General features: G+C 65.6%; 24 protein-coding genes and 2 pseudogenes. 10 read left to right on the top strand and 16 right to left on the bottom strand.

The features are described 5' to 3' along the window. Positions 1–113: 113 nt before the first annotated feature. On the bottom strand, positions 114–989 hold the full coding sequence (gene trxA / locus D002_RS0102770; RefSeq protein WP_018140386.1) for a thioredoxin: 876 nt from the start codon (positions 987–989) through the stop codon (positions 114–116). 220 nt (positions 990–1,209) lie between these two features. On the opposite strand from trxA, the gene parE reads away from it, so the two are divergent. Then, on the top strand, positions 1,210–3,096 hold the full coding sequence (gene parE / locus D002_RS0102765; RefSeq protein ID WP_018140385.1) for a DNA topoisomerase IV subunit B: 1,887 nt from the start codon (positions 1,210–1,212) through the stop codon (positions 3,094–3,096). Between the two features lie 166 nt (positions 3,097–3,262). On the opposite strand, the gene D002_RS0102760 is transcribed toward parE, so the two are convergent. The 3 genes from D002_RS0102760 to D002_RS0102750 all read right to left on the bottom strand — a co-directional run bounded on the left by D002_RS0102760 (position 3,263) and on the right by D002_RS0102750 (position 6,960). Beyond that, on the bottom strand, positions 3,263–4,366 hold the full coding sequence (locus tag D002_RS0102760; RefSeq protein ID WP_018140384.1) for an alkene reductase: 1,104 nt from the start codon (positions 4,364–4,366) through the stop codon (positions 3,263–3,265). A gap of 88 nt (positions 4,367–4,454) precedes the next feature. Next, positions 4,455–5,606 (bottom strand): glycerate kinase, encoded by a 1,152-nt coding sequence (locus D002_RS0102755; protein ID WP_081610802.1) that lies wholly within the window; start codon positions 5,604–5,606, stop codon positions 4,455–4,457. Further along, entirely contained in the window at positions 5,599–6,960 is a 1,362-nt protein-coding gene (locus D002_RS0102750) for a GntP family permease (RefSeq protein ID WP_018140382.1), read from the bottom strand. The genes D002_RS0102755 and D002_RS0102750 overlap by 8 nt, the downstream gene beginning before the upstream one ends. 192 nt (positions 6,961–7,152) lie before the next feature. On the opposite strand from D002_RS0102750, the pseudogene D002_RS13015 reads away from it, so the two are divergent. Continuing rightward, positions 7,153–7,738: pseudogene (locus D002_RS13015) on the top strand (Spy/CpxP family protein refolding chaperone). 21 nt (positions 7,739–7,759) lie between these two features. Here D002_RS13015 and D002_RS0102740 read toward each other — a convergent pair. Both D002_RS0102740 and D002_RS0102735 read right to left on the bottom strand, forming a co-directional pair. After that, the gene (locus D002_RS0102740; RefSeq protein ID WP_018140379.1) at positions 7,760–8,083 is read right to left on the bottom strand and encodes a GIY-YIG nuclease family protein; all 324 of its coding nucleotides are present in this window, start codon (positions 8,081–8,083) and stop codon (positions 7,760–7,762) included. 23 nt (positions 8,084–8,106) lie between these two features. After that, positions 8,107–8,433, bottom strand: coding sequence for a DUF3634 family protein (locus D002_RS0102735; protein ID WP_026181471.1), 327 nt, complete (start codon positions 8,431–8,433; stop codon positions 8,107–8,109). A gap of 203 nt (positions 8,434–8,636) precedes the next feature. On the opposite strand from D002_RS0102735, the gene D002_RS0102730 reads away from it, so the two are divergent. Further along, complete coding sequence (locus D002_RS0102730; RefSeq protein ID WP_018140377.1) at positions 8,637–8,999, top strand: MbcA/ParS/Xre antitoxin family protein; 363 nt, start codon at positions 8,637–8,639, stop codon at positions 8,997–8,999. A 12-nt stretch (positions 9,000–9,011) separates the two neighbouring features. Continuing rightward, entirely contained in the window at positions 9,012–9,758 is a 747-nt protein-coding gene (locus D002_RS0102725; protein WP_026181470.1) for an RES family NAD+ phosphorylase, read from the top strand. A 61-nt stretch (positions 9,759–9,819) separates the two neighbouring features. Here D002_RS0102725 and D002_RS0102720 read toward each other — a convergent pair whose 3' ends face one another. The 4 genes from D002_RS0102720 to D002_RS0102705 all read right to left on the bottom strand — a co-directional run bounded on the left by D002_RS0102720 (position 9,820) and on the right by D002_RS0102705 (position 12,559). Beyond that, positions 9,820–10,734 (bottom strand): pirin family protein, encoded by a 915-nt coding sequence (locus D002_RS0102720; RefSeq protein WP_018140375.1) that lies wholly within the window; start codon positions 10,732–10,734, stop codon positions 9,820–9,822. Next, a complete protein-coding gene (locus D002_RS0102715; RefSeq protein ID WP_018140374.1) occupies positions 10,734–11,318 on the bottom strand; it encodes an NADPH-dependent FMN reductase in 585 nt (194 codons plus the stop codon). The genes D002_RS0102720 and D002_RS0102715 overlap by 1 nt, the downstream gene beginning before the upstream one ends. A gap of 25 nt (positions 11,319–11,343) precedes the next feature. Continuing rightward, on the bottom strand, positions 11,344–12,036 hold the full coding sequence (locus D002_RS0102710) for a pirin family protein (protein ID WP_026181469.1): 693 nt from the start codon (positions 12,034–12,036) through the stop codon (positions 11,344–11,346). A gap of 73 nt (positions 12,037–12,109) precedes the next feature. Further along, a complete protein-coding gene (locus tag D002_RS0102705; RefSeq protein WP_018140372.1) occupies positions 12,110–12,559 on the bottom strand; it encodes a DoxX family protein in 450 nt (149 codons plus the stop codon). A 121-nt stretch (positions 12,560–12,680) separates the two neighbouring features. Here D002_RS0102705 and D002_RS0102700 point away from each other — a divergent pair, with 121 nt between their 5' ends. Next, complete coding sequence (locus tag D002_RS0102700; protein WP_018140371.1) at positions 12,681–13,568, top strand: LysR family transcriptional regulator; 888 nt, start codon at positions 12,681–12,683, stop codon at positions 13,566–13,568. A gap of 119 nt (positions 13,569–13,687) precedes the next feature. Here D002_RS0102700 and D002_RS0102695 read toward each other — a convergent pair whose 3' ends face one another. The 4 genes and pseudogenes from D002_RS0102695 to D002_RS0102680 all read right to left on the bottom strand — a co-directional run bounded on the left by D002_RS0102695 (position 13,688) and on the right by D002_RS0102680 (position 18,237). Continuing rightward, on the bottom strand, positions 13,688–14,128 hold the full coding sequence (locus D002_RS0102695; RefSeq protein WP_231362909.1) for a hypothetical protein: 441 nt from the start codon (positions 14,126–14,128) through the stop codon (positions 13,688–13,690). Between the two features lie 283 nt (positions 14,129–14,411). Further along, positions 14,412–15,251: pseudogene (locus tag D002_RS13010) on the bottom strand (hypothetical protein). Positions 15,252–15,253: 2 nt separating this feature from the next. Continuing rightward, positions 15,254–17,365: a molybdopterin-dependent oxidoreductase gene (locus D002_RS0102685; RefSeq protein WP_018140367.1), complete on the bottom strand. Its 2,112-nt coding sequence runs from the start codon at positions 17,363–17,365 to the stop codon at positions 15,254–15,256. Positions 17,366–17,496: 131 nt separating this feature from the next. Beyond that, the gene (locus tag D002_RS0102680; RefSeq protein WP_018140366.1) at positions 17,497–18,237 is read right to left on the bottom strand and encodes a M48 family metallopeptidase; all 741 of its coding nucleotides are present in this window, start codon (positions 18,235–18,237) and stop codon (positions 17,497–17,499) included. Between the two features lie 711 nt (positions 18,238–18,948). Between D002_RS0102680 and D002_RS0102675 the strand changes: the two genes are divergently transcribed. Continuing rightward, positions 18,949–21,006 (top strand): sodium-translocating pyrophosphatase, encoded by a 2,058-nt coding sequence (locus D002_RS0102675; protein WP_018140365.1) that lies wholly within the window; start codon positions 18,949–18,951, stop codon positions 21,004–21,006. A 373-nt stretch (positions 21,007–21,379) separates the two neighbouring features. Beyond that, on the top strand, positions 21,380–21,604 hold the full coding sequence (locus tag D002_RS0102670) for a hypothetical protein (RefSeq protein ID WP_018140364.1): 225 nt from the start codon (positions 21,380–21,382) through the stop codon (positions 21,602–21,604). Positions 21,605–21,664: 60 nt separating this feature from the next. On the opposite strand, the gene corA is transcribed toward D002_RS0102670, so the two are convergent. Further along, positions 21,665–22,744, bottom strand: a complete 1,080-nt coding sequence (gene corA / locus D002_RS0102665) for a magnesium/cobalt transporter CorA (protein WP_026181467.1) — start codon at positions 22,742–22,744, stop codon at positions 21,665–21,667. A 139-nt stretch (positions 22,745–22,883) separates the two neighbouring features. Between corA and D002_RS0102660 the strand changes: the two genes are divergently transcribed. After that, complete coding sequence (locus tag D002_RS0102660) at positions 22,884–23,369, top strand: universal stress protein (RefSeq protein ID WP_018140362.1); 486 nt, start codon at positions 22,884–22,886, stop codon at positions 23,367–23,369. Between the two features lie 10 nt (positions 23,370–23,379). Beyond that, on the top strand, positions 23,380–23,634 hold the full coding sequence (locus D002_RS0102655; protein WP_018140361.1) for a Smr/MutS family protein: 255 nt from the start codon (positions 23,380–23,382) through the stop codon (positions 23,632–23,634). Between the two features lie 195 nt (positions 23,635–23,829). On the opposite strand, the gene D002_RS0102650 is transcribed toward D002_RS0102655, so the two are convergent. Then, complete coding sequence (locus D002_RS0102650; protein ID WP_018140360.1) at positions 23,830–24,261, bottom strand: hypothetical protein; 432 nt, start codon at positions 24,259–24,261, stop codon at positions 23,830–23,832. Positions 24,262–24,378: 117 nt separating this feature from the next. Between D002_RS0102650 and D002_RS0102645 the strand changes: the two genes are divergently transcribed. Beyond that, positions 24,379–24,855 carry a YbhB/YbcL family Raf kinase inhibitor-like protein gene (locus D002_RS0102645; RefSeq protein ID WP_018140359.1) on the top strand — a complete coding sequence of 159 codons (477 nt, stop codon included), beginning with the start codon at positions 24,379–24,381 and terminating at the stop codon, positions 24,853–24,855. The last annotated feature ends 83 nt before the right edge of the window (positions 24,856–24,938 follow it).

Genomic DNA, 24,938 nt, shown 5'->3' with positions numbered 1-24,938 from the left:
GGCTCCTACGGGGTTGGGCTTGCGCGTGTTGCAGGAGGCCAGCCCTCTGGCCGATGGGGCGACTTCGAAGCCGTACCCGTTTGCGAGGAGCTGTGGCGGCAACCGGAGCCCGGTCAATACAGCAGCGAGGCCATCTGCCGGCGGAACTGCCCGACCAGCGGGTGATCGTTGCCGAGTACCTCGAAGGCGGCGAGCAGGCCCTTCTGGCCGGCGCCTTCGTTGTAGCTGCGATGCTGTTTCATAAGCTGCAGGTACAGCCCCAAGGCCTCTTCAGCCCGGCCCGAGAGCATCGCGTAGGCCGCCATCTGTTCCAGCGCCTCGGGCCGCGGGCTGTCGCCCTTCAGTTCCTGGGCGACGGCCTGCGGGTCGATGCCGGCGGCCGTCTTGGCAAACACCAAGCGGGCCTTTAGGGCCTTGGCCTCTTCCTTCTCGCTCTGGTCCAGCGGCAGCTTGGCGAGCTCGGACTCGGCCGCGTCGGGGTCTCCGGACTGGGCCAGGGCCCGGGCGAGTTCAATGCGCAGGTCGCCGTTGTCGGGATCTTGCTCTAGCGCGGCCTTTAGTGTCGCCAGTGCGCCGTCGACATCGCCGCCCTTGGCCTGTTCGCGCGCCTGTTCGATCAGCTTGTCAGAGGGCTTCTCCAGGTACTGGTCGATCATCGTGCGGATGTTCGATTCCGGCTGCACGCCCATGAACTGGTCGGCCGGTTTGCCGTGGCGGAAGATCATCACCGTGGGCAGGCTGCGCACGCCGTACTGTTGCGCCAGCGCCTGTTGCTCGTCGCTGTTGACCTTGGCGAGACGAAACTTGCCGGCGTACTGCGCGGCAAGCTGTTGTAATAGTGGCATCAGTTGCTGGCAGGGGCCGCACCAGGCGGCCCAGAAGTCCACGACCACCGGCCGCTGGTGGGATTCGTCCAGCACCGCCTGCTGGAAGCTGTCCTGAGTGACGTCGAGGATGTCGTCGCCGGTCGCGCTTGCGGCTTCTGCCATGGGAACCCTCCTGAAACACGTGAATACGGAATCTGGACTGCATTGTTGGGATCGTCCCCGGGATTGCAAGCAGCCCTTCCCCTGCAGGCTTTGGTACGCTGCGCACAGTCCGACGAGCGGGCAGTCTGGGGAGATTGCTTCGTCGCTTCGCTCCTCGCAATGACGGGGGATGTTGAGCAGGCCGTGCCGCCAATAGGCGCGATCAATAAAGGAACCCTACGTGAGCTATTCCGCATCCGATATCGAGGTCCTTGAGGGGCTGGACCCCGTGCGCAAGCGCCCGGGCATGTACACCGACACCACCCGTCCGAATCACCTGGCCCAAGAGGTGATCGACAACTCGGTGGACGAAGCGATCAGTGGCCATGCCAAGCGCATCGACGTGATCCTGCACAAGGACGACTCAGTGTCCGTGTCGGATGACGGGCGTGGCATGCCAGTGGACCTGCACCCTCGCGAGAAGCGGCCCGGTGTCGAGGTGATCCTCTCCACGTTGCATGCGGGCGGGAAGTTTTCGGACAAGAACTACCAGTTCTCCGGCGGCCTGCACGGGGTGGGCGTGTCGGTGGTCAACGCCCTGTCGCAAAAGCTCGAGATCCAGATCAAGCGCGACGGGCGCGAATACCACATGGCCTTTGCGGGTGGGCACAAGACGCAGGATCTGGAGGTCGTCGGCGAGGTCGGCAAGCGCAATACCGGGACCACGCTGCACTTCTGGCCCGACCCGCAGTACTTCGATTCATCCCGGTTTTCGGTGCCAAAACTCAAGCACATCCTGCGCGCCAAGGCCGTGCTGTGCCCGGGCCTGACCGTCACCTTCCGCGACGAGACCACCGGCGAGGCCTGCGAATGGTGCTACCAGGCGGGGCTTCGCGACTACCTGGTGGAGGCACTGGACGGCCTGGAGCGCGTCCCGGAGGAGCCGTTCATGGGGTCGATCTCCGGGGCCACCGAGGCTGCCGACTGGGCCGTGACCTGGCTGCCGGAGGGCGGCGAGGTCGTCAGCGAGAGCTACGTGAACCTGATTCCCACCACTCAGGGTGGAACGCACGTGAACGGCCTGCGCACCGGTCTCACCGATGCGGTGCGCGAGTTCTGCGAGTTTCGCAGCCTGCTCCCGCGTGGGATCAAGCTGGCGCCGGAGGATGTCTGGGAGCGGGTCGCCAGCGTGCTGTCGTTCAAGATGCAGGACCCGCAGTTTGCCGGGCAGACCAAGGAGCGCCTGTCCTCGCGCCAGGCCGCGCCATTTGTCTCCGGCGTGGTCAAGGACGCCTTCAGCCTTTGGCTGAACCAGCACCCGCAACAGGGTGAACGCATCGCCGAACTGGCGATCCAAAACGCGCAAAAGCGCAGCCGCGCCGGGCGCAAGGTGGTGCGCAAGAAGGTCACCCAGGGCCCGACCCTGCCGGGCAAGCTGGCGGATTGTGCCAGCCAGGATCTGGAACGCACCGAGCTGTTCCTGGTCGAGGGTGACTCGGCCGGCGGCTCCGCCAAGCAGGCGCGCGACCGCGACTTTCAGGCGATCATGCCGCTGCGCGGCAAGATCCTGAACTCTTGGGAGGTCGATCCCGACCAGGTGCTAGGCTCGCAGGAGATCCACGACATCTCCGTGGCGCTGGGCGTGGACCCGGGGCAGGCCAGCCTGGACGGACTGCGCTACGGCAAGGTCTGCATCCTGGCGGATGCCGACTCCGACGGCGCCCATATCGCCACGTTGCTGTGTGCACTGTTCCTCAAGCACTTCCGCCCGCTGGTGGAGCGCGGGCATGTCTACATCGCCATGCCGCCGCTGTATCGCGTCGATGTCGGCAAGCAGACCTTCTACGCCCTGGACGACGACGAGAAGGCCGGCGTACTGGAACGCATCGAGGCGGAGAAGTTGAAGGGCAAGGTCTCCGTGACCCGTTTCAAGGGTCTGGGCGAGATGAACCCACTGCAACTGCGCGAGACCACTATGAATCCGGACACGCGGCGGCTGGTACAGCTCACGCTGGATGCCAGTGACGACACCCTCCAGCTGATGGACATGCTGCTCGGCAAGAAACGCGCCTCCGAACGCCGCGCCTGGCTCGAAGGCAAGGGCCACCTGGCCGACGTCGAAGTCTGACAACAGCGGTTCAGCGATCGACCTCGCGGCGGTGGCCGACCCTTACCATTGTGACGAGCAGCCGCTCTTCTTCCGACTGTGGCGGCAGTCCGCGGGTTGCTCCACGATGAGGCCATCGAAAATGGGCCACTGAAGGGGGCGCGCAGGTTGGTTCGGGGCCCGTCGATTAGCTTAGCGTGGGGTAGTCGGTGTAGCCGTGCTGGTCGCCGCCGTAGAAGGTGGACTCGTCCCATACGTTGAGCGCGGCGCCCTGGCGGAAGCGTTCGGGCAGGTCCGGGTTGGCGATGAACGGGCGGCCGAAGGTGACCAGGTCGCAGCGCCCGGCTGCGATGCGCTGGCAGGCCTCGTCGGCGGTATAGGCGCCGTTGCCGATGTAGGTGCGGCTGAAGCGCGAGCGGATCGCGTCGATGATGGATTCCGGGCGGCCCGTCTCGTGGTTGCCCTGGAAGGAGTCTTCTACCACCTCGATGTAGGCGATGCCGGTGGCGTCCAGGGCCTGGGCGAAGGCGCTATATGTCGCGAGTGGGTCGTCGTCGTGCATGCCGTTGAAGCTGCCGGTGGGGCTTACGCGGATGCCGACCCGCTCCGGGCCCCAGACCTCGATCACGGCTTGGACCACCTCCAGTGGGAGACGGATGCGGTTTTCCACCGGGCCGCCGTAGGCATCGCTGCGGTGGTTGCTGCCGCTACGGAGGAATTGGTCCAGCAGGTAGCCGTTGGCCGCGTGGATCTGCACGCCGTCGAAGCCGGCGGCCTTCGCGTTCTGTGCGCCCTGGCGGTACTGCTCCACGATACCGGGTAGCTCGTCGAGCTCCAATGCGCGCGGTTCTTGGACCTCGACCATGCCGGATTCCGCGCTGATAAAGGTATAGGCGCCTTCGGGCTGGATGGCGGAGGGAGCTACGGGTTTTGCACCGCCCGGCTGCAGCTCCGGGCGCGAGATCCGGCCGACGTGCCACAGCTGTGCCTGAATCCGCCCGCCCGCAGCATGTACTGCGTCGGTGACCTTGCGCCAGCCATCCACCTGTTCGGGCGAGTGGATGCCCGGAGTGAACGCATAACCCTTGCCCTGCGGCGAGACTTGGGTGGCCTCGCCGATGATCAGGCCAGCACCTGCCCGCTGGGCGTAATACTCCGCGTTCAGGTCGGTGGGGATGTCACCCGGTTGCGCGGCGCGCGAGCGGGTCAACGGGGACATCAATACCCGGTTCGGTAACTCCAGCGGGCCCAGGGTGAAGGGGCGGAAAAGGGCGTCATCCTGTTGGGTCATTGGGGTCTCTCCATGTGGGGTGGGTCCGTGCAGGCAGTCGGACCGGTGACACGCTCACATGTTCCGCCTGATCGTGGGGGTTGGGTACTTAGTCGGCCCTGTCCGTAAAGGCCTGGATCAGGGCGCGAGTGCGTTCGGCAACAAAGTGCGCAGGGCGGGCCAGAGCGTCTTCCAGGGTGATGCTGCCGTCGCACAGGGCTCGCGCGTCGCGCAGGCCAAAGGCGGCCATCTCGGTTTCATCGCAGGCGATGGAACCGGCCACGGCCACCACTGGCACCTGCAGCGCTCGGGCGTGGGCGACGACCTCGGCGACCACCTTGCCATGCGAGGTCTGACCGTCCAGCTGGCCTTCACCGGTAATCACCAGGTCCGCCTCGCGGATGGCCGCGTCCAGTCCGATCAGGTCGGCCAGGTAGGCCGCGCCCATGCGCGCACGGCCGTCGAGTACGCAGTCCAGCGCGAACCCGAGGCCACCGGCCGCCCCGGCACCTGGCGTGTCGATTGGACGGAGAAGATGTCCGGCGGCCTCGATGGCCCCGGCGAGGCGTTCCATGTAGGCATCCATCGCCGGGATGTCCTCGGCCTTGAGGCCCTTTTGGGGCCCGAACACGGCCGCTGCGCCATGCGGCCCGGTTAGAGGGTTGTCCACGTCGTTCAACACGGTGATGTCGACCTCTGCCAGGCGCGGGTCGAGACCCTCGAAGTCCACCCGGTCCAGTGCTACTAGCCCTGCCGGATGAGGCGGAAGCGGGTGGTCATCGGCATCCAGGAAGCGTACGCCCAGGGCAGCGAGCAGGCCCGCGCCGCCATCCACCGTGCCGCTGCCGCCGAGGCCAATCAGTAGATGTCCTGCACCGGCGTCCAGGGCCGCCTGGATCAGTTCGCCAACCCCCACGGTGTGGAGTTGCCAGGGGTCGTGCCGGTCCTCGGGTATACGGTCCAGGCCGCAGGCGGAGGCGACATCAATCACCGCGCGGCGATCGCGGTGATCGCAGCCCCAGCCGGCGCTCAGGTGCGCGCCAGAGGGGCCGGTCACGTCCGACAGATGCCAGGCCCAGCCCAGGGTGTGACTGACTAGCCGCGCGGTGCCTTCACCGCCATCGGCCATCGGCAGCGAGCGCACCCGGGCATCGGGCCGAGCCGCGTGGATACCACGGGCCATCGCGGCTGCCACCTCCTCGGCCTCCAGGCTTCCCTTGTAGCTGTCCGGGCAAACGACGACCCGGAGGGTGTCAGACAAAGATCAACCCCAGGATGTAGATGGTGATCATGGCGCTGATGCCCTGCAGCAGGGTGGCCGTGGTGAAGGCCTTGTACGCGGTCGACACCTTCATGCGGCTGAATTGGGTAACCACCCAGAAGAAGCTGTCATTCGCGTGCGAGACGGTCATCGCACCGGCACCCACCGCCATCACGGCCAGGACCATGCCCATGGTGGAGTCCAGACCCAGCGACGCCAGCATCGGCGCAATCATGCTGGACGCGGTCACCAGGGCCACGGTGGAGGAACCCTGCGCGGACTTGAGTGCGGCCGCGATCAGGAACGGCACTAGCAGACCCAGGCCCAGACCGCTCAGCATGTCGCCGAGCTGGTCACCGATCGGGGTCTCGCTCAACACGTTGCCGAAGGCCCCGCCAGCGCCGGTGATCAGGATGATCGGAGCGGCCAGTAGGATCGCGTCGACCGTCATCTGGTGGAAGCGGTCCTTGATGCCGGCCCCTTTGATCAGCAGCAGTGCGAAGATCACACCGACTGCCAGGGCCACCACGGGGGTGCCGAGGAAAATCAGCACGTCGGCGAACAACCCGGGTTCGGTTTCGCGGGTCGCAAGCGAAGCAATAGAGCCAATTGAGATCAGCACGATGGGGGCGAGGATGGGCATGAAGGCCCCGAGGGTGGTCGGCCGGTGCTCCAGTTTGATCTCTTCCTTCTGGATCTCCTGGCCGGTGGCCTCGCTAATCGGGTCCTGTTCCAGGAGTTCATCGTCATTGGCGTGGGTGTAGCGACTGGCCCACAGCCAGCCCACGGCAGCCGCCACGGCCGAGACGAACAGACCGACCAGGATCACCAGACCCAGGGCATCGGCGATGCCGACATTGCTGGCCGCTGCGATTGGGCCGGGGGTGGGCGGCACGAAGTTGTGGGTGGCGAAGAGCCCGGTCGCCAAAGCCACACTCATGGCGACCACCGAGATGCCGGCGGTCTTGGCCAGAGCATTCTTCAGCGAGTTCAGGATCACATAGCCCGAGTCGCAGAATACGGGGATGGACACGATGTAGCCGATGATCGAGACCGTCAGGTTGGGGAAGCGATCGGATAGCGCCCGGATGATAGCCTCGGCCATCACCACGGCGGCGCCCGTGCGATCCAGGATGACCCCGATGATCGTGCCCAGGGCGATCACGATACCGATGTAGCCGAGGGTGTTGCCGAAGCCATCGTTGATGGCGCTGATGGCCTCGCGCGGGGCGATGCCACCAATGATGGCCATCACGAACGCGGCGATTAGCAGGGCCAGGAATGGATGCACGCGCAGTTTTGCAGTGGCGAAAACCAGCGCGGCCACGACCACAATCAATCCGATAATCAGCATGACGCGTCCTTTTATTGTTGTGGATATCGTCCCGGAGTCTAGACGTCCGATCGCGATTTGGGGGGATGGGTTTTCCAGCGACGGTGCGTTTGGATCGACATCGCTCCCATGTGCGGACCCAGCCGGTTTGTATGTGCTCTCAGCTGGGCCCGCCTACAATGCGGGCGTCACTTTCCTACTGAGGTTCCCGAGATGCAGCGTGCAGTCGTTTTTTCTTGTTTCGCCGGTGTTGCTCTCGCGTTCACGTGTGCCGGGGCAGTCGCGGCCAACCCCTATGCGGAGCTGCAGGAGCGCGAGATCAAGGCACTGTCCGCGCAGGAAACCGAGGATCTTCTGAAAGGGCGCGGCATGGGTATGGCCTTACCGGCTGAGTTGCATGGTTACCCGGGACCGCTGCACGTGCTGGAGGTCGCCGAGCAGCTGGGCCTTTCGGATGAACAGCGGCAAGAGACCGAAGAACTGTTCGAGACCATGCGCGAGCAGGCAGGCCCGCGAGCTCGGGCAACGTATCGTGGATCGTGAGCGGGAGTTGGACGAGCGCTTTGCCGAAGGCGGCATCACCAGCGATGTCATTGAGGCATTGACCGTCGAGATTGGCGAGTTACAGGGCCGCTTGCGTCATCTGCACCTGTCCTACCACTTGCAGATGGACGAGCTGCTCAACGAGGAACAGAAGGCCCGCTACCGGCACGCCCGGGGCTATCACGGTGATGCCGACGGGCATTCGGGTGGCGGCCATCATGGCGACCATCACGGGCACGGCGGGCACCACCACTGATGGCTGTAGGAGAGTCGTTGATCAGGATCGGTCCGGACGCCAGTCGATCATGTTCTCGGCGGCCCATTGGCGAGCCAGCGTGCGTTTGGTACGCGGTGGCGTTTGTTTAATTCGGTATTCCTCCCGCAGGGCCTCGTTGCGAGAGGCAAAGCCGCGAGACGCCAGTAGTTGCACCGGCTTGTGCATGCGGGTGAAACGTGCGCCTCGCCCGGCGGCGTGGGCGGCCATGCGTGCCGCCAGATGGGGTGTGATCCCGGTGTAGATGCGCCCGCCCTGGCACTCCAGTAGATAGACGTACCAGGTGTCGCAGTGGCGGGCATTGTCCGCGCCGAGGGCGGCGGTCAAGGGTGTTGCGAGGCGGGGCCGGGTCACCGGCGTTTCTTGCGCCGTTTGCGGCCCACCTTCACGCGCTGAAGTGCAGTCTGCAACTCCGCGTGCGCCTCCTTCGGGACGGAGGGCGAGGTGCGCAGCTTCAGGCCTTTGCTGGTGCGCGTAGCCGTTAGACGGCCTTTCTCGATGCCGTAGCGGCGGACGACATCCCGCGCCGCATGTTCAAAGTTCATTGGTGGATCGCCGCGCCGTACTCGCAGCTTCCCGCCATTGATGTCCAGGCTGAAGATGATGCTCGCCTGCCAGATCAGCAGGGCGCCCGCGATGAGTAGCAGCGCAATCATCAAAAGCAGCGAGATCAGCATCGATTCCTCTCCGTTGGTGGCCCGACCGGGCAGCGTGAATCCATTGCGCTGATCGTAGCATTGCAGCATGCGGCCGCGGTGATCTGGCTGGATGGACGTCCGTTCATCGGTTGGGGTGCAACCAGAACAGCCCCAGGTATTGATGTGCAATATGCACAATCAGTGATAGACTGTTCGAAAGTGAGCTTTTCCGGAGGTGAGCCATGAGTAGTACTGCAGAAGTCCTGGCCCCGGAACGTGCCGATGTTCTGCGCGAGGCGCTGGTCAATGCCGGCAAGGCGTTGGGTTTGACCCAGGCGGTCCTGGGCGAGGTGATCGGTCGTGGCCGCACGGACATCAGCCGTGGCAACATCGATCCGGCCAGCAAACCCGGCGAGCTGGCTCTGCTTCTGATCCGTTGCTATCGCGCCCTGTATGTCCTGACCGGCGGGGATGCTGCCGCGATGAAGCACTGGATGCACACGCAGAACGACCATACCGGGGGTGTGCCAGCCGAGCAGGTGCGCACGGTCCAGGGGCTGGTGGCGGTGCTCGAGTATCTCGACGCGATCCGCGGAAAGCTATGAAAGATGCCTGATTTGCCAGACTGGGAGGCCCTGGTCCGTGCGGCGCCGCGCGTTACCCTGAGAGGTGAGGCCCTGCGCCTGGTCGAGAGCCAGGAGCAGGTGGCGACCAACCAGCTGGTGGCCACGCTTGACCGACAGGTCGTACTGGAGGAAATGCTCGAGGCCACGAAGCCGTCCCGACGTCCGGGCACCGAACGGCTGCATTACCTGTTGGCGACCCCGTTTCGCTATCCGCCGCTGCGTTATGGCTCGCGCTTCGGCCGTCGCCACGAGCCCAGTCTGTTCTACGGTGCCCTGCGCGAGCGTACCGTCCTGGCCGAGGCCGCCTACTACCGCTTCGTGTTCTGGCATGGTATGGCGAGCCCGCCGCCGGGTAAGCTCGATACCCAGCACACCCTGTTCGCTGCGCGCTATCAGAGCCCCAACGGCCTGCGGCTCCATCAGTCGCCTTTCGCCGTCCATGCGGAACCGTTGCGCCATCCCGCGGACTACCAGGCGCCCCAGTCCCTGGGCGCGGCCCTGCGCGAGAGCGGCATCGACCTGTTCGAGTACTCCTCCGCCCGCGATTCGCATGGCGGCCTTAATCTGGCGCTGTTCAATCCGCGCCCGTTCACCCGCCTGCGGCCAACCCGCCAGGACGCCTGGCTGTGCCAGCTCACCGCCGACCACGTCCGTTTCCTCAAACCCCTCGACGGCGCCCTGCACGACTTCCCTCTGAGCTCTTTCCTCTATCAGGGCCGTCTGCCGCTACCGGCCTGACTACCCGGTCCGTATGCCTACGAGTGCAGCGCATGCCCGAGGCGGATGCCGTCCCTGGCGCTCAGGGCAGTGGGATGAACTCGTGCTCGTCGCCCAGGACCTTCGGGAAGCGGCTGTCCTGCCAGTCCCGTTTGGCCTGTTCGATGCGTTCGCGGCGGCTGGAGACGAAGTTCCATTCGATGTGGCGCTCACCCACGGGGGCGCCACCGACCAGGGCGATGGTCGAGGCCGTGGTGGCGGTGACCGCAATTCCGGACTGGTGCGGGAAGATCGTCATCGAGTGGGGCGGCATTGCGGTGTCCTGCGCGCGCAGCTCGCCGGATACCACGTAGACCGCGCGTTCGTCGGCATCGGGCAGGGTCAGGGTCTGGCCGGGCTGCAGGCGGGCCTCCAGGTAGAGCGTCTCGGAAAACACCCGCACCGGCGACTGCACGCCATAGGCGCTGCCCATCATCACGCGCACGGGGACCCCGTCGACGGTGACGGTCGGGATCGACTGCTCCGGATAGTGATGAAACGCGGGGTCGGTTTCCTCGTCGGGCTCCGGCAGGGCGAGCCAAAGCTGCAGCCCGTGCTGGATGTGTTCCTCGGCGCTGATCTCCGGGCGTTCGCGCTCGGAATGGACGATGCCGTGTCCGGCGACCATCAGGTTGAGGTCCCCGGGCCGAATCGCCTGCAGTGAACCCAGTGAATCGCGGTGCAGGATCTCGCCCTCGAACAGGTAGGTGACCGTCGCGATCCCGATATGGGGGTGCGGGCGCACGTTGATCCCCTCGCCCGCGGGGAAGCGCGCCGGGCCCATGTGGTCGAAAAAGATCCACGGCCCGACCATCCGGCGCTGTGCGGTGGGCAGCACTCGGCGCACGGAGAAGCCGCCCAGGTCGCGCTCGCGGGGCTGCAGCACGGTCTCGATGGCCGCGCAGGGGGCAGGCGAGGCGGTGCAGGGCTGTTCGGTAGTCTCCAGGGTGTTGCTCATCAGGGGGATTCCGTTGTCGTGTCGCGCATGGGCTGGAGGGCGCGGGCCCATTTCGCCAGTTCCTCCAGCATGCCCCGAGCGGAGTCATCGTGCATCGGTTCGGGGACGAACCGGCGCTTGTCGTCCAGGTGGTTCCAGGGCATCTGGATCATCACGCCCTCCGGGATCGGCATCATCTTGAGCGCCGTCACCATTTGCCGGGCCATCTGTGCCGAACGCAGCCCGCCGGAGGCGCCGCCGTAGCTCACGAACGCGCAGGGCTTGTAATTCCACTCTGTATAGACGTAATCGAGGGCGTTGATCAGCGCGGGTGGAGCCGAGTAGTTGTACTCGGGGATCACGAATACGTAGGCGTCGGCGCTCGCGACGCTGCGCGACCAGGCCCGGGTGTGTTCGTGTTCGTATTGCTGTGTGCGCGGATGCTGGGGTTCGTCATAGACCGGCAGATGGAAGTCCGCCAGATCGACCCGCTCGCACTGGAATGCGCCGTGTTCGCTGGCCAGGGTATGAAACCAGTCGCCCACCGAGGGGCCGATGCGGCCCGGGCGGGTGCTGGCGATGATCGTCTGAAGCTGCAGTGACATTGGTGTCTCCTCGTCAGGGGCGGCATCAGCCGCCGCGCAGATCGAACAGCAGGGCCTCGGCCTCGCCGTTGGTGGTGAATTCGAGCCCGTGTTCTTGACGGACCGTGGCGCCGTCACCGGCGGCCATAGTCTGGCCGTTCAGGGCCAGTTCGCCCCGGGTGATCTGTACGTAATAGACCCGGCCCGGGTCCGCCGGAAACGTCGTGGTCTCGTGTGCCAGCCGGAGCCTGTGGATGCAGGCGTCCTGCCGGATGGGCAGGGAGCCGTCCCGGCCATCGGGCGAGACCAGCAGGGCGGTCCCGCCGGCGCCCGAAAAATCCTTCTGGGCATAGCGCGGTTCGCCACCCTTGTGATCCGGGATGATCCAGATCTGCAGGAAGTGCAGCGGATCGGTGGTTGATGCGTTGAACTCGCTGTGCCGGATCCCCGTTCCCGCACTCATCACCTGGACCTCGCCGGCGTGCAGCCGGGTCTGGTGATCCATCGTGTCCCGGTGCTCGATGGCCCCGTCCAGCACACAGGTGATGATCTCCATGTCCCGATGCGGATGGGCGCCGAAGCCGGCACCCGGGGCGACCCGGTCCTCGTTCAGCACACGCAGGTCGGAGACCCCCATGTGCTCCGGGTCGAAGTAACTGGCAAATGAGAAGCTGTGGCGGGAATCCAGCCAGCCGTGCCGGGCATGGCCGCGTTCGGCACTGGGGCGCAGGGTGATCATGGTGTCCTCCTCCCGGGTGGTACCGATCAAGTGACTCATGCCGAGCCCGATGGCCCGACATGGGGGAGTGCGGCTAGCCGCGGTACGCACGGGCCAGACGGTTGTCGACCGAGGCCCGGCCGGCGCCGCTGATCGCCAGGGCGACGGAGACGGCCAGCAGCGACAGCGCGAACTCGTAGCCGTTGTTACTCATGAACAGGCCATGTTCGAAGTGTACGGCGAAGATCGCCACGACCATGGTGAAGGCCAGCACGGCCGCCGCCGGGCGCACCAGCAGGCCGATGATCAGGGCCAGGCCGCCGAAGAACTCCGCCCCGCCGGCCAGCAGGGCCATCAGAAAGCCGGGCTCCAGCCCGATCGAGGCCATCCACTGGCCGGTCCCTTCCAGACCGTGACCGCCGAACCAGCCGAACAGTTTCTGGGCGCCATGCGCCATGAAGATGATCCCGACCGGGATGCGCAGGGCGAGGGCCGCCCAGCCGGCGTTGGTGCCAAACAGCTGCTGCATGAAGGACGAATTCATTTTGACTCTCCTGGATGGCTTGCGAAGGCCGGCGGTTCTGGCCGGTTAGGTAGAGTCTGTCTATTTCCTGAGGAGCAATAAACGGCTATAAAAGGCACATATAGTTTCGGATACTGAAACAATGGATCGTTTCCAGCAGATGCAGATCTTCGTGGCCGTGGTCGAGGCCGGGCACTTCGTGCATGCGGCGGAAGCGCTGGGCCTGTCCAAGGCGGCCGTCTCGCGCGCGGTGAATGGCCTGGAGGAACGGCTGGGTGCGCGGCTGCTGCACCGCACGACCCGGCGCCTGTCGCTGACCAGCGAGGGCGAGACCTTCTTTGGGCGCAGCAAGCTGCTGCTCGAGGAACTGGCCGCCGCCGAGGGCGAGATCAGCGAGCGCGGTACCGCCGTCAGCGGTCGGCTGCGGATCAATGTCCCGGTGAGCTACGGCATCCAGCACCTGGCCCCGCTGTGGGGCGCCTTCACGGCGCGGCATCCCCGGGTGGAACTGGACGTCACCCTGAACGACCGTTCGGTGGATCTGGTCGACGAAGGCTTCGACCTGGCCGTGCGCATCGGCACGCTCGACAGCTCCAGCCTGGTCGCACGCCGCCTGGCGACCACGCGCATGCGCATCTGTGCCGCGCCGGACTACCTGGCGGCCAGCGGTCTGCCCGCACACCCGCGCGAGCTGGCGGACCACGCCACCATCGCCTACAGCTACCACGCGACCGGCGACGACTGGACCCTCACGGGCCCGGACGGGCCGGTCGCGGTCACGACCCGCCCCGTGCTGCGCAGCAACAACGGCGAGACCTGCGTCGCCGCGGCCCTGGCCGGGCAGGGCATCGTCTACCAGCCGGAGTTCCTGCTGCAGCCGCATCTGCAGACCGGCGCACTGCAGGCGCTGTTGCCGGACTGGGAAACCGCCACGCTCGGCATCCACGCCGTCTACCCCAGTCGCCGCTACCTCCTGCCCAAGACCCGCGCCCTGATCGACTTCCTGGCCGAGCGTCTGGGCGGGCGCTAGGGTCCTGTCGGGCCCGGGATCGATTGGCGATGCATGTGGATGAGCGGCCCTTTTGCCGCTCTATCGTGCACGGCTTCCACTACGCTCGCGACCATCACCCAGATCCGGCCGGTGCCCGGCTACTCATCCGAGGCGTTCGAGTCCGCCGACTGGCCGGTCATCGGTTCCAGGATTTCGCGGGCAAACTCGCCTGGTTGCTTGCGGTTCAGCGAGCCGCGCTCGGCCGTGCCGGTCGCCCAGGCCTCCCGGGTCTCCGGGTCGCGGAACTGGATGTCGAGCCGGCGCATGTACATCGTGATGTCCCACGCCCAGCGGTCCTGGTAGGTCACCAGCACATCGACATTGTCCAGCGCGTCGCGGCGCGGGCCCGAGGTCGCGTCGTAGTTCATCGCTCGCAGCTCCTGCGCGACCACGTGCTCGATACCGCGTTCATCCGCCGGCAGCTTTTCCACATAGAACCGCTCGGCGGCCGCCAGGCGCTCGGGGTCACCCGAGTCCACGTCCAGCGTGGCGCAGCCCGCAAGCATCGCGAGGGCCGCCAGCGCGAGGGCAAGTCGCACCAGGGTAAATCGCATTAGGGGAAAGGGGTGGCATCCATTCATGTCATTCGCTCCATTCGATGTCAGGGTGGCCGCATTCCATGCGCAGCCGAGGGCGTCTCGGCGGCAGGCGGCATGCTCGTGGTGAACCCATGCGCGGGTCATGTATCCCGGTGCCGTGTAGCCCCGGGGCCTGCTCGCCGGGGGCGAGACTATCGGATTTCGCATTCCATCAGGAAATGTTCGGATACGGGTCCACCCGCGTGATCGCCCTGTCGTGCCCCTATGGGTCTGAAGTCAGGGGTTACAGTGTGTGGCCGGTTAGGTGCCGGTAGAGGGCGAAGCCGGCGTCCCGATCCTGGCAGCGCAGGATGGCGGCGCGGCCGGGGGTGGACGGGTCCGGCTGCAGATGCACGCCGGCCGCCTCGGCAGCTTGGAAGTCGGCGTCCCGCAGTTCGATCTCGCCGAATACCGAGATGACGAAGCCGCCGTGGATCGGCAGGGGCGGGGTGAAGGGTTCGCCGTCCGCCAGTGCCACCCAGGCCGGGATGAACGCCGGGCCGTAGAAGTCAAAGAAGCCGTTGGAGCCGCGCAGGTGGGCCTCGATCGGCTGCCCGCCGATCAGCTCGATGTTGCAGATGCCGCTGTAGCCGGTCAGGTTGCGCCGCACCCAGTCGGCGATCCACGGCTCAACCTCGGGCACGGCGGCGCCGATCTCCTAGTAGATCGGACGTGCGGCGTCCTTCTCGTCCGAGCCGCGGGTGTGGGCGAACCAGCGAACCTCGCCGTTCTCCACCAGACAGTCGGTGGTGGTGTGGGCGCCCTCCAGGCGCTGGCACCAGAAGCTGCCGGGTTCGGCCGGCACCTCGCCGGCGGGCAGGGCGCGGGCATCCAGCCCCATGCCGGCGAGGTTGGTGATCGGCTTCACAAACACCGTGTCCGCCGCGTCCAGCCCCAGGTCCGTGGGCGCGACCCCGCAGGGCGCGGCGGTCAGGCCCGCATCCAGGGCCAGGCGCAGCTTGTCGTAGACATGGCGATGCGCGGGATTCAGCCGCCAGGCGGCGGCGTCCGACACCGCCACCTCGCGGCGCGGCTGCGGCCGGAAGAGGTGCCGGCGCTCGGGCAGAACACCAACGAAGGGCACGGTCAGCCCGCCTCCGGAAGGCGTTGCTCGTGCCCGGTGTGCAGGCGTTCCACCTCGCACAGCAGCGACTTGAACGCGGGGAAGCCGCTGATCGGGTCGAGGTTGCGGTCGTCGGTCAGTTCGTTAACGTTGGCATGGTTCCAGCCGTGCTGGCAGTGCGCCACACCGGGCTTGATGCGGTCGGTGACCTTCGCCACGAAGGCGACCCGCCCGCGCGGCGAGCGCACCCCCACGGTGTCGCCGTCGGCGATGCCGCGCGCCGCGGCGTCCTGCGGGTTCAGTTCCACCAGCGGCTCCGGCATTGTCCGGCGCATGCGTTCCAGATGCTGGTGCTGCGAGTGGGTGGCGTGCTTGTGGCGCGCGCCGCTGGTCAGCACCAGCGGGTAGTCGCGCGCCAGCTCCGGCGTGGAAACCGGGCTCTCGGCCGGTTCACGCCAGACCGGCAGACCGTCGTGCCCAGCCTCGCGCAGCTCGGCGGCGTCGAATTCCACCTTGCCGCTGACCGTGCGGAAGCCGTGCAGCCGGTACTGGCGATCGCCCTCCTCGAAGCCGTGCTCGACCATGTCGTCCAGCGCCTTCGCGAATACGGGGACCCCGTCCGGGTCGTTGTACACCTGTTCGCGAATGGTCTCGGGGATGCCCTTGGCGGCCTCGGCCCAGCTCGCCTCCAGATCGCCGTTCCAGAACTGCTCCGCCATCCCGAGGCGCACGCCCAGATCCAGGAACATCTCGCCGTCCGGGCGTGCCTCGCCGCGCGGGGCGACCGCGGTGTGGCGGTAGCGCAGTTCGCCGCGGAAGTTGCAGCCGGGGTAGGCGATCAGCGCCGCGCGTTCCAGGCTAGTAGCCGCCGGCAGCACGATGTCGGCCATGCGCGTGGCCGGGTTGTGGAAGAAGTCGGATGCGGCGAAGAAATCCAGCGCGCCCAGGGCCTGTTCCATGCGCTTCGAGTTCGGCCACATTGCGGTGTTGATGCCCATGGCCAGCAGCGCGCGGATCGGTTGTGGGCGGCCTTCGAGGATGGCATCCGGCAACAGCATGCTCTGCGCGGCCGGCCAGTGGGCCGTCCATACCGGGAAGGTCTCGTCGCCGATGCGCGGCGGCAGATTCTGCCTACAGTGGTCGAACAGGTCGATCGGCTTCGGCGTGACCTTGTCGTTGAAGAAGCGGTTGCCGCCCTCGCGGTCGATGTTGCCGGTCACGGCCGCGAGCAGGATCACCGCGCGATGATTCTGGAAGCCGTTGGAATGCTGCACGGTCGCGGTGGGCGAGAGCATGATCTGCGCCGGGGCGCGGGTCGCGTAGAGCTCGGCGGCGCGCTTCAGGTCGGCCGCGTCGATGCCGCAGATCGCCGCCACCCGCTGCGGCGGGAATCCGGCCACGTAGTCGCGAAAGGCCTCCACACCGCTGCCCCATTCGTCGAGGAAGGCCTGGTCCTGCCAGCCGTTTTCGAAGATCAGGTAGTGCATGCCCAGCGCCAGCGCCCCGTCGGTGCCCGGGCGGATCTGCAGGTGCACCTCGGCCTGCTTCGCCAGCGGGGTCACCCGCGGGTCCACCACCACGGTGGCGCAGCCGGGGCGTGCCGCGGCCAGCGCATGCTGATGGAACGGCGGGATAGACCCGCGCGGGTTTGTGGACCACACCAGCAGGCAGCGCGTCGCGTCCGAGGCCACTGTGGAGGAGGTCTTGATCTTGGTGCCGAAGGTCACCTCCTCCGCCACCTTGGTGGCGGAGAAACAACAGCCGCTCTCGGTCAGGTAGTTGGGCGAGCCGAAGGCATGTGCCAGGCGCTGGAGCTGCGGACGGGCCTCTTTGGTGTAGCCGGCGAAGAAGGCGGCCGCCGGGGCACCATGTGCCTCGCGGGTGGCGCTAAGGCGTGCGGCGATGGTATCCAGCGCCTCGTCCCAGGTGATGCGCTCGAATTGGCCGCTGCCGCGCGGCCCGGTGCGCCGCAGCGGATACAACAGGCGCTCCGGGTGATTGCGCCGGTCGAGTTGCACGTAGCAGCGGGGACAATCGGGGCCGTCGATCCTGACTGGCTCGCCGCCTGCATCGAGGTGCACGTCGATCGCGCAGTTGGCATCGCACTCGTAACAGGTGCTTTTTACGGTGTTCATAGGGGGGAGGCCTTGTTCGGGGTCGGTCCGGATGCCGCGTGGCCATTATGCCGCGCGCCTCTGCCCGCCACGAGCAACTCCCGAATGATCGGGGCTACCCGGGCGACCCGTCTGGAAGGCGCTCTCTATGGTTAATCGGATTCGGCGGCGGGCAGGCCCTCGACCTCGCGGCGAAATTGCTGGAACTCCTGGGTGTCGCGGGTCAGCCCTTCGAGCGTGTCGTTCGGGAGCGAGTCGATTCGGTCGCGGGTGTTCGCGATGCGTTCCCGGGTGGTGGGGTGGGTGGCGAAGAATTGTTCCACCTGGCTTGGATCTCGGTCGCGTTGGTCCAGCAGTGTCTCGAAGAACGACACCAGCCCGATGGGGTGGATGCCGGCATCCACCAGGTAGCCGATGGCGACGGCATCCGCTTCGCGCTCGGCTTCGCGGCTGTAGCCGGCAAATACGCCAGCGGCGCCGACCTGCACCGCCACCTGCTCTGCCGCGCCTGGGTCGCGCCCGAGGATCACGCCATAGACCACGGCGAGGCCCATTTGCGCCTGCTGGGCGCGCTGCCATTGTTCGATGCCGTGGCGCTTCACCACATGGCCCACCTCGTGCGCCAGTACTCCGGCCAACTCGGACATCTCGTCCGCACGCTCGATCAAGCCGCGGTAGACGTAGATGTGTCCACCCGGCACCGCAAAGGCGTTCACATCCGGGCCGTTAACCACATAGAAGGTGTAATCGATCGCGTCGCGATCATCTGCGACGTCCGTGATCGAACGACCGAGGCGGTTGATGTAGTCATGGACGGCGGACGTTTCGACGATTGGCAGGTCTTCGTTCAACTCCTGCGCCAGTTCGTCGCCCAGTTCGCGTTCTTCCTGCATCGTCATCGTGGGTGCACAGCCGCCTGCGGACACGATGAGTAGTCCGGCCAAGGCGATTGCTGGAATCCATCGCCCGCAAATCGCGCGCCTTGCGATCGTTGTCATCCCGTACCTCTTGGCAGTTTGGTTCCGTTCTGGTTACCAACATAGTCGGTTTTTGGCGATCGAGAGGGCGGTATCGTTTCAGTAAAGTTAATTAAATTAAAACATAAGAATAACAGCAATTTGCGCATTAACACATACTGTTTATATGGTATTGACTCGCCATGGAGCGGGGAGTAGCTTCGATGCCCATTGGGTGCCGGTTCCGGGCGCGAGATACGCCTGGGCATGGTCCTCTGGTCTCGGCGACGCTGGTGCAGGTAGGGGTCTTTCCTGCGCATAAGTCGGCCCTCTGGACCCCGACGGGCAGTGAGGAGACCGGGCTAGGTCCCGCCGCTTTTTTTGGGGCCGTACGTGGCAAAGGGGGTAATGCCGAACGGGAACTTCCCGCGCCGCGCCGCGAAACGATCGCGCGGACGCGTGAGCCGACCGAGAGCCTCAACAGAAAGGCAGGCAGCAGAGGTAACAACAAGACACAAGGGGATGCCGATCGCTCTACGACGGCCGTCCTCGGGCTGGGTGGCCGGGATAACCGGTGACCCCGGGCAAGCCGTCGGTGACGCCGTGCTTCCCCGACACCGACCAGTAGCAGTACGAGGGGAGGCAGCAATGACGATGTCAGAGGTAGGAATCGTGTTCGCGTTGGTATGCGGCGCGTTGGCACTGATCTACGGCGTGTGGTCCATACGCTGGGTGCTCGGAATGTCCGAGGGCAACGACGAGATGCGCCGGATCGCGCGGGCCATCCAGGAAGGTGCCTCCGCCTACATGAAGCGCCAGTACATCACCATCGCAATCGTTGGGGTGGTGGTCTTCCTACTGATCTGGATTTTTATCAGTATTGCTTCTGCAATCGGTTTCTTGATTGGGGCGGTGCTGTCCGGTGCGGCAGGCTACATAGGCATGCATGTCGCCGTGCGTGCGAACGTCCGCACGGCGGCAGCCGCGATGGATGGGCTCGAACCCGCGATGAAGGTCTCGTTCCGCAGTGGCGCGGTGACCGGTCTGCTGGTGGTGGGCCTAGGGCTGCTGGGCGTCGCCGGCTATTTCGCCATTCTTTGGATGTTCACGCCTAGCGGCGAGACGGTCGATCTGTTTCCGCTGGTGGGGCTTGCGCTTGGCGGTTCCCTGATCTCGATCTTCGCGCGTGTGGGCGGAGGCATTTTTACCAAGGGCGCGGATGTGGGTGCTGACCTCGTCGGCAAGGTCGAGGCCGGCATCCCCGAGGACGACCCGCGTAACCCGGCAGTGATCGCGGATAACGTGGGCGACAACGTGGGTGACTGCGCCGGGATGGCCGCGGACCTGTTCGAGACCTACGCCGTCACGATTATCGCAACGATGATGCTTGGAACATTGCTGGTGCGAGACCTGGGTGTGATGGCGGCGGTCTACCCGCTGGTGCTCGGGGGTGCGGCGATCCTGGCTTCCATCGTGGGTACGTTCTTTGTTCGCGCGCGCCACGGTGGCGAGATCATGAAGGCCCTGTACATGGGGCTGGCGGTGTCGGGTGGTCTGGCCGCAATCGCGTTCCTGCCGATCACTATGCTGATCATCCCGGATGACGCACTCGCCGGCAGCATGGGCGTGGAAAGTGGGGCCGCGTTGCGGTTGTTCGGGGCGGCCCTGGTCGGTCTCGGACTGACCGCCGTGATTATGATGGTCACGGATTACTACACCTCCACTTCGTACCGACCCGTACGGCATTTGGCGGCTGCCTCCACCACGGGGCACGCCACCAACATCATTGCGGGCCTGGCGATTTCGATGAAGGCGACCGCTGCTCCAGTACTGGCGGTCTGCGTGGCGATCCTGGTGTCGTATGCACTGGGTGGGCTCTACGGCATTGCCATTGCCGCGACCGCGATGCTGTCGATGACTGGCATCATCGTTGCGATGGATTCGTACGGGCCGGTCACCGATAACGCCGGTGGTATCGCCGAGATGAGCGACCTGCCGTCCGAAGTGAGAGAGGTGACCGATGCTCTGGATGCGGTCGGCAATACCACCAAGGCGGTCACCAAGGGCTATGCGATTGGATCTGCGGGCCTCGCGGCGCTGGTGCTGTTCTCCGACTACACCCACGGTTTGGCCGCCCATACGGGTATCGGTCATGTGTTCGAGTTGAGTGATCCACGGGTGATTGTCGGCTTGTTTATCGGCGGACTGGTGCCCTACCTGTTCGCATCCATGACGATGGAATCTGTAGGGCGTGCGGCCGCGGGCATCGTGAACGAGGTTCGCCGCCAGTTCCGCGAGATCCCCGGCATCATGGATCGCACCGCCAAGCCGGACTACACCCTTGCGGTCGACATGCTGACCAAGCGGGCGATTCGGGAAATGATCATCCCGTCGTTGATGCCGGTGCTGGTACCGATCCTGGTGGGCGTGTTTCTTGGCAAGGAGGCACTCGGCGGTCTGCTGATCGGCACCATTGTGACCGGCCTGTTCGTCGCGATCTCGATGACCACGGGCGGTGGTGCCTGGGACAACGCCAAGAAATACATCGAGGATGACAACCACGGGGGCAAGGGCTCCGAGGCGCACAAGGCCGCGGTGACCGGCGATACCGTGGGCGATCCCTACAAGGACACCTCCGGGCCTGCGATCAATCCGTTGATCAAGGTGATCAACATCATGGCGCTGCTGATCATTCCGGTCCTCTAGGGAGACGCTGATTGAATCGCACGTCCGCGTTGGTGCCCCCTGTTTTCCGAGACAAGGCGCGTCGTGCAGCGGGTAGTGGTTCTACCCGCCCGTTTCTGATGGATTCGGGGCGCAACGCAGGATCGGGCCATATTCATTCAGAATCGGGGGCACCAACCCCACAAGCCATTAGTATCAGGGGCTCGGCCGCCCGTTGTTGATCAAAAACGGGCGTGGGAACGGCGTTGCGGTTCCCTTGTGCAGAATGACTGCACGGCAGTCACCGCGCCTTGTTCGCACGCAAAAGCGACTCGAGCGCGGACGTGCGATTCAATCAGCGTCTCTCTAGCCGAGACCGGGTCTATTTTCGCATCCGACCATAAGGACGAAGATCATGCCGAAAATTCGATTGCAGATGACACCCGAGATGGAAATGAAGATGGAACTCGAGGTCGAAGGGATCGACCCCGACAGGGACTGGGACGTGCAGCAGCACAAGGCGGAGGTGTACGCGGAGTTCGAGCGGCGCATGCAGGCCGCCTTCCCGGAGGGGCTGCGGATCTACAGCTTCGAATTCGGGCTGGACCGCGGCTGGCACGATGAGCTCAAGGACGACTGACTGCGCGGGTTCGCCTGGTGCCGCTGGACGCGGCCTGTTTGCTTCCCTCGCGGTCGGGGCTTATAGCCAGCCGCGACGGCGGAAGAAGTAGAGCATGCCGGCGATGACGCTGAGCATGACCAGCCAGACAACGGGGTAGCCGTAGTAGGTATAGAGCTCGGGCATGGACCAGGGGCTGTCCGGGTGGTCGAAGTTCATGCCGTAGATACCGACGATGAAGGTCAGCGGTATGAATATGGTGGCGATGATGGTCAGCACGCGCATCACGTCGTTGGAACGCTGGTTGATGGCGGACATGTAGGCCTCGATCAGGGAGGCGGCCATCTCGCGGTAGGACTCGAGGAGGTCCATGATCTGGATCGTATGGTCGTGGGCGTCGCGCAGATACGGAAAGAGCTCGGGGGTGAAGGGCTCCATGTCATCGCGCATCAGTCGGGCGACCACGTCGCGCGTGGGCCATAGTTGGCGACGCAGAACCAGGAGTTCGCGGCGCAGCACGTGGATTTCGCCGAGGGTGTGGCGGTCGGGCCGTTCGAGGACGCGTTCTTCCAGCGTCTCCAGGCGTTCGCTGATTTGCTCCAGTACCGGGAAGGCCTGGTCGATCACGCTGTCCATCAAGGCGTAGGCCAGGTATGCGGCACCGAGCCGGTTGAAGTTGCGATTGGCGCCGCGCATGCGCTCGCGGACCGGGTCGAAGGGGTCGGTTTCGCCGCTATGGATGCTGATGACCAGGTGGCTACCCACGAACAGGTTGATCTGGTCGAGCTCGATGCCACCGTTGTGGTGGCGGGGCTGGCGCAGGATCGCCACCAGTTGTTCGTCGAAGAAGTCGACCTTGGGGCGCTGGCCCTGGTGGCGCACGTCTTCCAGGGCCAGTGGGTGCAGGTCGAAGGCCTCGCCCAGCTCGTGCAGCTGGCGTGGACCGGGCGCCCCTTGCAGATGCAGCCAGACAAAGCCGCCGTCGAGATCCGGCACGCCTTCGCGCAGGGTGCGCTGCGGGTCGAGCTCTAGCAACTCCTCGCGATGGTAGTGCCAGGCGGAGACGGTGGCATCACCGGCGTGCGGATGTTCCGTGGTGTGGGCCCCGTGGCCGGGTGCGGCCCCGGGCTTCAGGTAGGTCTTTTCGAATAGGCGGGTCATCGCGGTTTCCATGCCGGTTTTCCGCTCAGTATAGGGGCGCGAAAAATGGTGCGCGCGGGATACGAGTCTGGCAGTCTGGACGGCGATTGAACGGGCCGGCCGCCAGCGGGTCCCACGGGGAAGAGACAAGGAGTGCGGTATGGAACTGAAGACCATGTTGGTGCCGGTGGATGGATCCGCCAACGCCTGGCGAGCGGTGGAGGTGGCCGCGGATCTGGCGTCCAAGTATCACGCCCGGGTGGTACTGGTCAGCGTCCTGTTGCAGGGCGAGGTCCCGCCGCATATCCGCAAAATGTCGGACCTGCCGGACCCGGATGATCCGCCGCTGGCGGTCGGGGGAGCCGCGGTGAGTTCGTCGGTGCCGCCCAAGGTGCTGCGGGATATCGCGAAGAAGCTGATCGAACAGGCTGAGGCGTACTTTACCGAGCTGGGTGTAAGCGATATCGAGCACCACGTCGAAGATGGCTCTCCGGCCAAGGTGATCCTGCAGCAGGCCGAGTACCACGACGTGGATATGGTGGTGATGGGCTCGCGTGGACTTGGAGGTCTTCAGGGGCTGCTGTCCGGCAGTGTGTCGCACAAGGTGCAGCAGCTGGCGCGCTGCATCGTGGTCACGGTGAACTGACCGACCAGCGATGTCGCGCTTGTCGATTGACCTGCACGAGTGTTTCCGCAACGGCCGTCAGATCGACGCCGAGTTGAACGGTGTGATCGAGCTGGCCTGCGACAAGCGCATCAAGACCGTGGAGATTATCCACGGCAAGGGCAGCGGGCAGCTGAAGAAGCGCGTGTTGCGCTTTCTCGATCAGCCGGAAATCAAAGCGCGCTATCACCGCGTGGAGAAGGATTCCAAGAACCACGGACGACTGTTCGTGCATTTCAAACACTGAACCCTGCGCCGGCCTCCTGCGGTCTGGATGTGGGAGCCTGCTTGCAGGCGAGCACCCTTGCCTGCGTCCAGATCTGGCAGGGGCTTCGCCTGCGAGCAGGCTCCCACAGGGGCGAACAGAGGTCTAGGGCCTCTGATGGCCCAGCTTACGGTCGGCGAGTTCGCAGCCGAGGTCGATGCTTATTCCAGGGGTTTGCTATGCGCGCTCCGGGTCCAGCAGGTGGTCGTGCAACGCTCGGGCGGACTCGCCGGCCGGCTCCTCCACGCGTAGTTGCCAGACGGCAGACGGGTGATCCGGAGACCACTCGCTGAACACCAACAGGCCGGCGTACGGACCAAGTCCGCTAATGGTCCCCAGCATCAGGCGGCCTTCGGCGTTCCCGTGCAGCCTTACCTCGAACTCGGGGCCAGGCGCGGGCAGTTCCCAGTAGCCATCGCATCCGGTCTCGCGAAAGGCCTCGTCGGAAGGTTGTGCGGCATCGCCGAAGTGGCGGCGGAGCAGGGGTACCGAAAGCCGGTGGGGGAGCCCCAGGACCGTTTCGATACCGGAACGTCCGCGGTCGACCGCCTGGGCCGCACGCTCCAGAGGATCCCGGCGACCGAGCCACTTTTTCAGTTTCGCACGCATGGCGCGATCATCCGTATCTGCTCGCCTGCACGCAAGCGGCGGCGATCGCGCCCCGGCTTGGATGCCGGTGCCTCGCCGCGTTACGGTGCGGGTATTGGAGACGACGAGGAGCGAGTCATGGGTTTTGCGCTATCCGATTTGCAGCTGTCGAGTTCCGCCTTTGGCCCGGGCCAGCCGATTCCGAAGCGGCATAGCGGCGAAGGCGAGGACACCTCGCCGGCCCTGCAGTGGCGAGACCTGCCGCAGGGCACCAAGGGTCTGGCCGTGATCTGCCATGACCCGGATGCCCCACTAATCCAGCCGGGCACCTATGGTTTCGTGCACTGGGTGCTGTACAACCTGCCGCCGGATCTGGGCGGCCTGCCCGAAGGCACCGACCTCGGCGCGACCGGGCAGACGGATTTTGGCCGTACCGGCTATGGCGGACCTATGCCACCCGAGGGTCACGGCAAACACCACTACTTTTTCTGGCTGCTGGCGCTGGACGCCGATCTGCAGCTGCCGCCCGGCCTGACGCTGGGGCAGTTCCTGGAACGCGCCGAGCCCCACGTGATCGGCATGAACCGCCTGGTGGGCACCTACCAGCGCGACTGATGCCTTGAACGCCTTCAGGTTTTGGGTGGGCGAGGGCTGTGGGAGCGGGCTTGCCCGCGAATGCCTCCCGCCATAGTCCGGCT

It is taken from the genome of Thioalkalivibrio sp. ALJ7, from assembly GCF_000376865.1.
Taxonomy (GTDB): Bacteria; Pseudomonadota; Gammaproteobacteria; order Ectothiorhodospirales; family Ectothiorhodospiraceae; genus Thioalkalivibrio.
Note: the sequence above shows the minus strand (reverse complement) of the source record. Positions and strands in the feature narration are given on the sequence as shown.

Bases quoted from the DNA above. Each gene is read 5' to 3' on its own strand.
- D002_RS0102705 (WP_018140372.1), bottom strand. From the start codon at position 12,559: ATGAATTCGTCCTTCATGCAGCAGCTGTTTGGCACCAACGCCGGCTGG.
- trxA (WP_018140386.1), bottom strand. From the start codon at position 989: ATGGCAGAAGCCGCAAGCGCGACCGGCGACGACATCCTCGACGTCACT.
- corA (WP_026181467.1), bottom strand. From the start codon at position 22,744: ATGACCCGCCTATTCGAAAAGACCTACCTGAAGCCCGGGGCCGCACCC.
- D002_RS0102700 (WP_018140371.1), top strand. From the start codon at position 12,681: ATGGATCGTTTCCAGCAGATGCAGATCTTCGTGGCCGTGGTCGAGGCC.
- D002_RS0102650 (WP_018140360.1), bottom strand. From the start codon at position 24,261: ATGCGTGCGAAACTGAAAAAGTGGCTCGGTCGCCGGGATCCTCTGGAG.
- D002_RS0102730 (WP_018140377.1), top strand. From the start codon at position 8,637: ATGAGTAGTACTGCAGAAGTCCTGGCCCCGGAACGTGCCGATGTTCTG.
- D002_RS0102750 (WP_018140382.1), bottom strand. From the start codon at position 6,960: ATGCTGATTATCGGATTGATTGTGGTCGTGGCCGCGCTGGTTTTCGCC.
- D002_RS0102675 (WP_018140365.1), top strand. From the start codon at position 18,949: ATGACGATGTCAGAGGTAGGAATCGTGTTCGCGTTGGTATGCGGCGCG.
- D002_RS0102660 (WP_018140362.1), top strand. From the start codon at position 22,884: ATGGAACTGAAGACCATGTTGGTGCCGGTGGATGGATCCGCCAACGCC.
- D002_RS0102720 (WP_018140375.1), bottom strand. From the start codon at position 10,734: ATGAGCAACACCCTGGAGACTACCGAACAGCCCTGCACCGCCTCGCCT.
- D002_RS0102760 (WP_018140384.1), bottom strand. From the start codon at position 4,366: ATGACCCAACAGGATGACGCCCTTTTCCGCCCCTTCACCCTGGGCCCG.
- D002_RS0102670 (WP_018140364.1), top strand. From the start codon at position 21,380: ATGCCGAAAATTCGATTGCAGATGACACCCGAGATGGAAATGAAGATG.
- D002_RS0102645 (WP_018140359.1), top strand. From the start codon at position 24,379: ATGGGTTTTGCGCTATCCGATTTGCAGCTGTCGAGTTCCGCCTTTGGC.
- D002_RS0102655 (WP_018140361.1), top strand. From the start codon at position 23,380: ATGTCGCGCTTGTCGATTGACCTGCACGAGTGTTTCCGCAACGGCCGT.
- D002_RS0102715 (WP_018140374.1), bottom strand. From the start codon at position 11,318: ATGTCACTGCAGCTTCAGACGATCATCGCCAGCACCCGCCCGGGCCGC.
- D002_RS0102685 (WP_018140367.1), bottom strand. From the start codon at position 17,365: ATGAACACCGTAAAAAGCACCTGTTACGAGTGCGATGCCAACTGCGCG.
- D002_RS0102735 (WP_026181471.1), bottom strand. From the start codon at position 8,433: ATGCTGATCTCGCTGCTTTTGATGATTGCGCTGCTACTCATCGCGGGC.
- D002_RS0102710 (WP_026181469.1), bottom strand. From the start codon at position 12,036: ATGATCACCCTGCGCCCCAGTGCCGAACGCGGCCATGCCCGGCACGGC.
- D002_RS0102680 (WP_018140366.1), bottom strand. From the start codon at position 18,237: ATGCAGGAAGAACGCGAACTGGGCGACGAACTGGCGCAGGAGTTGAAC.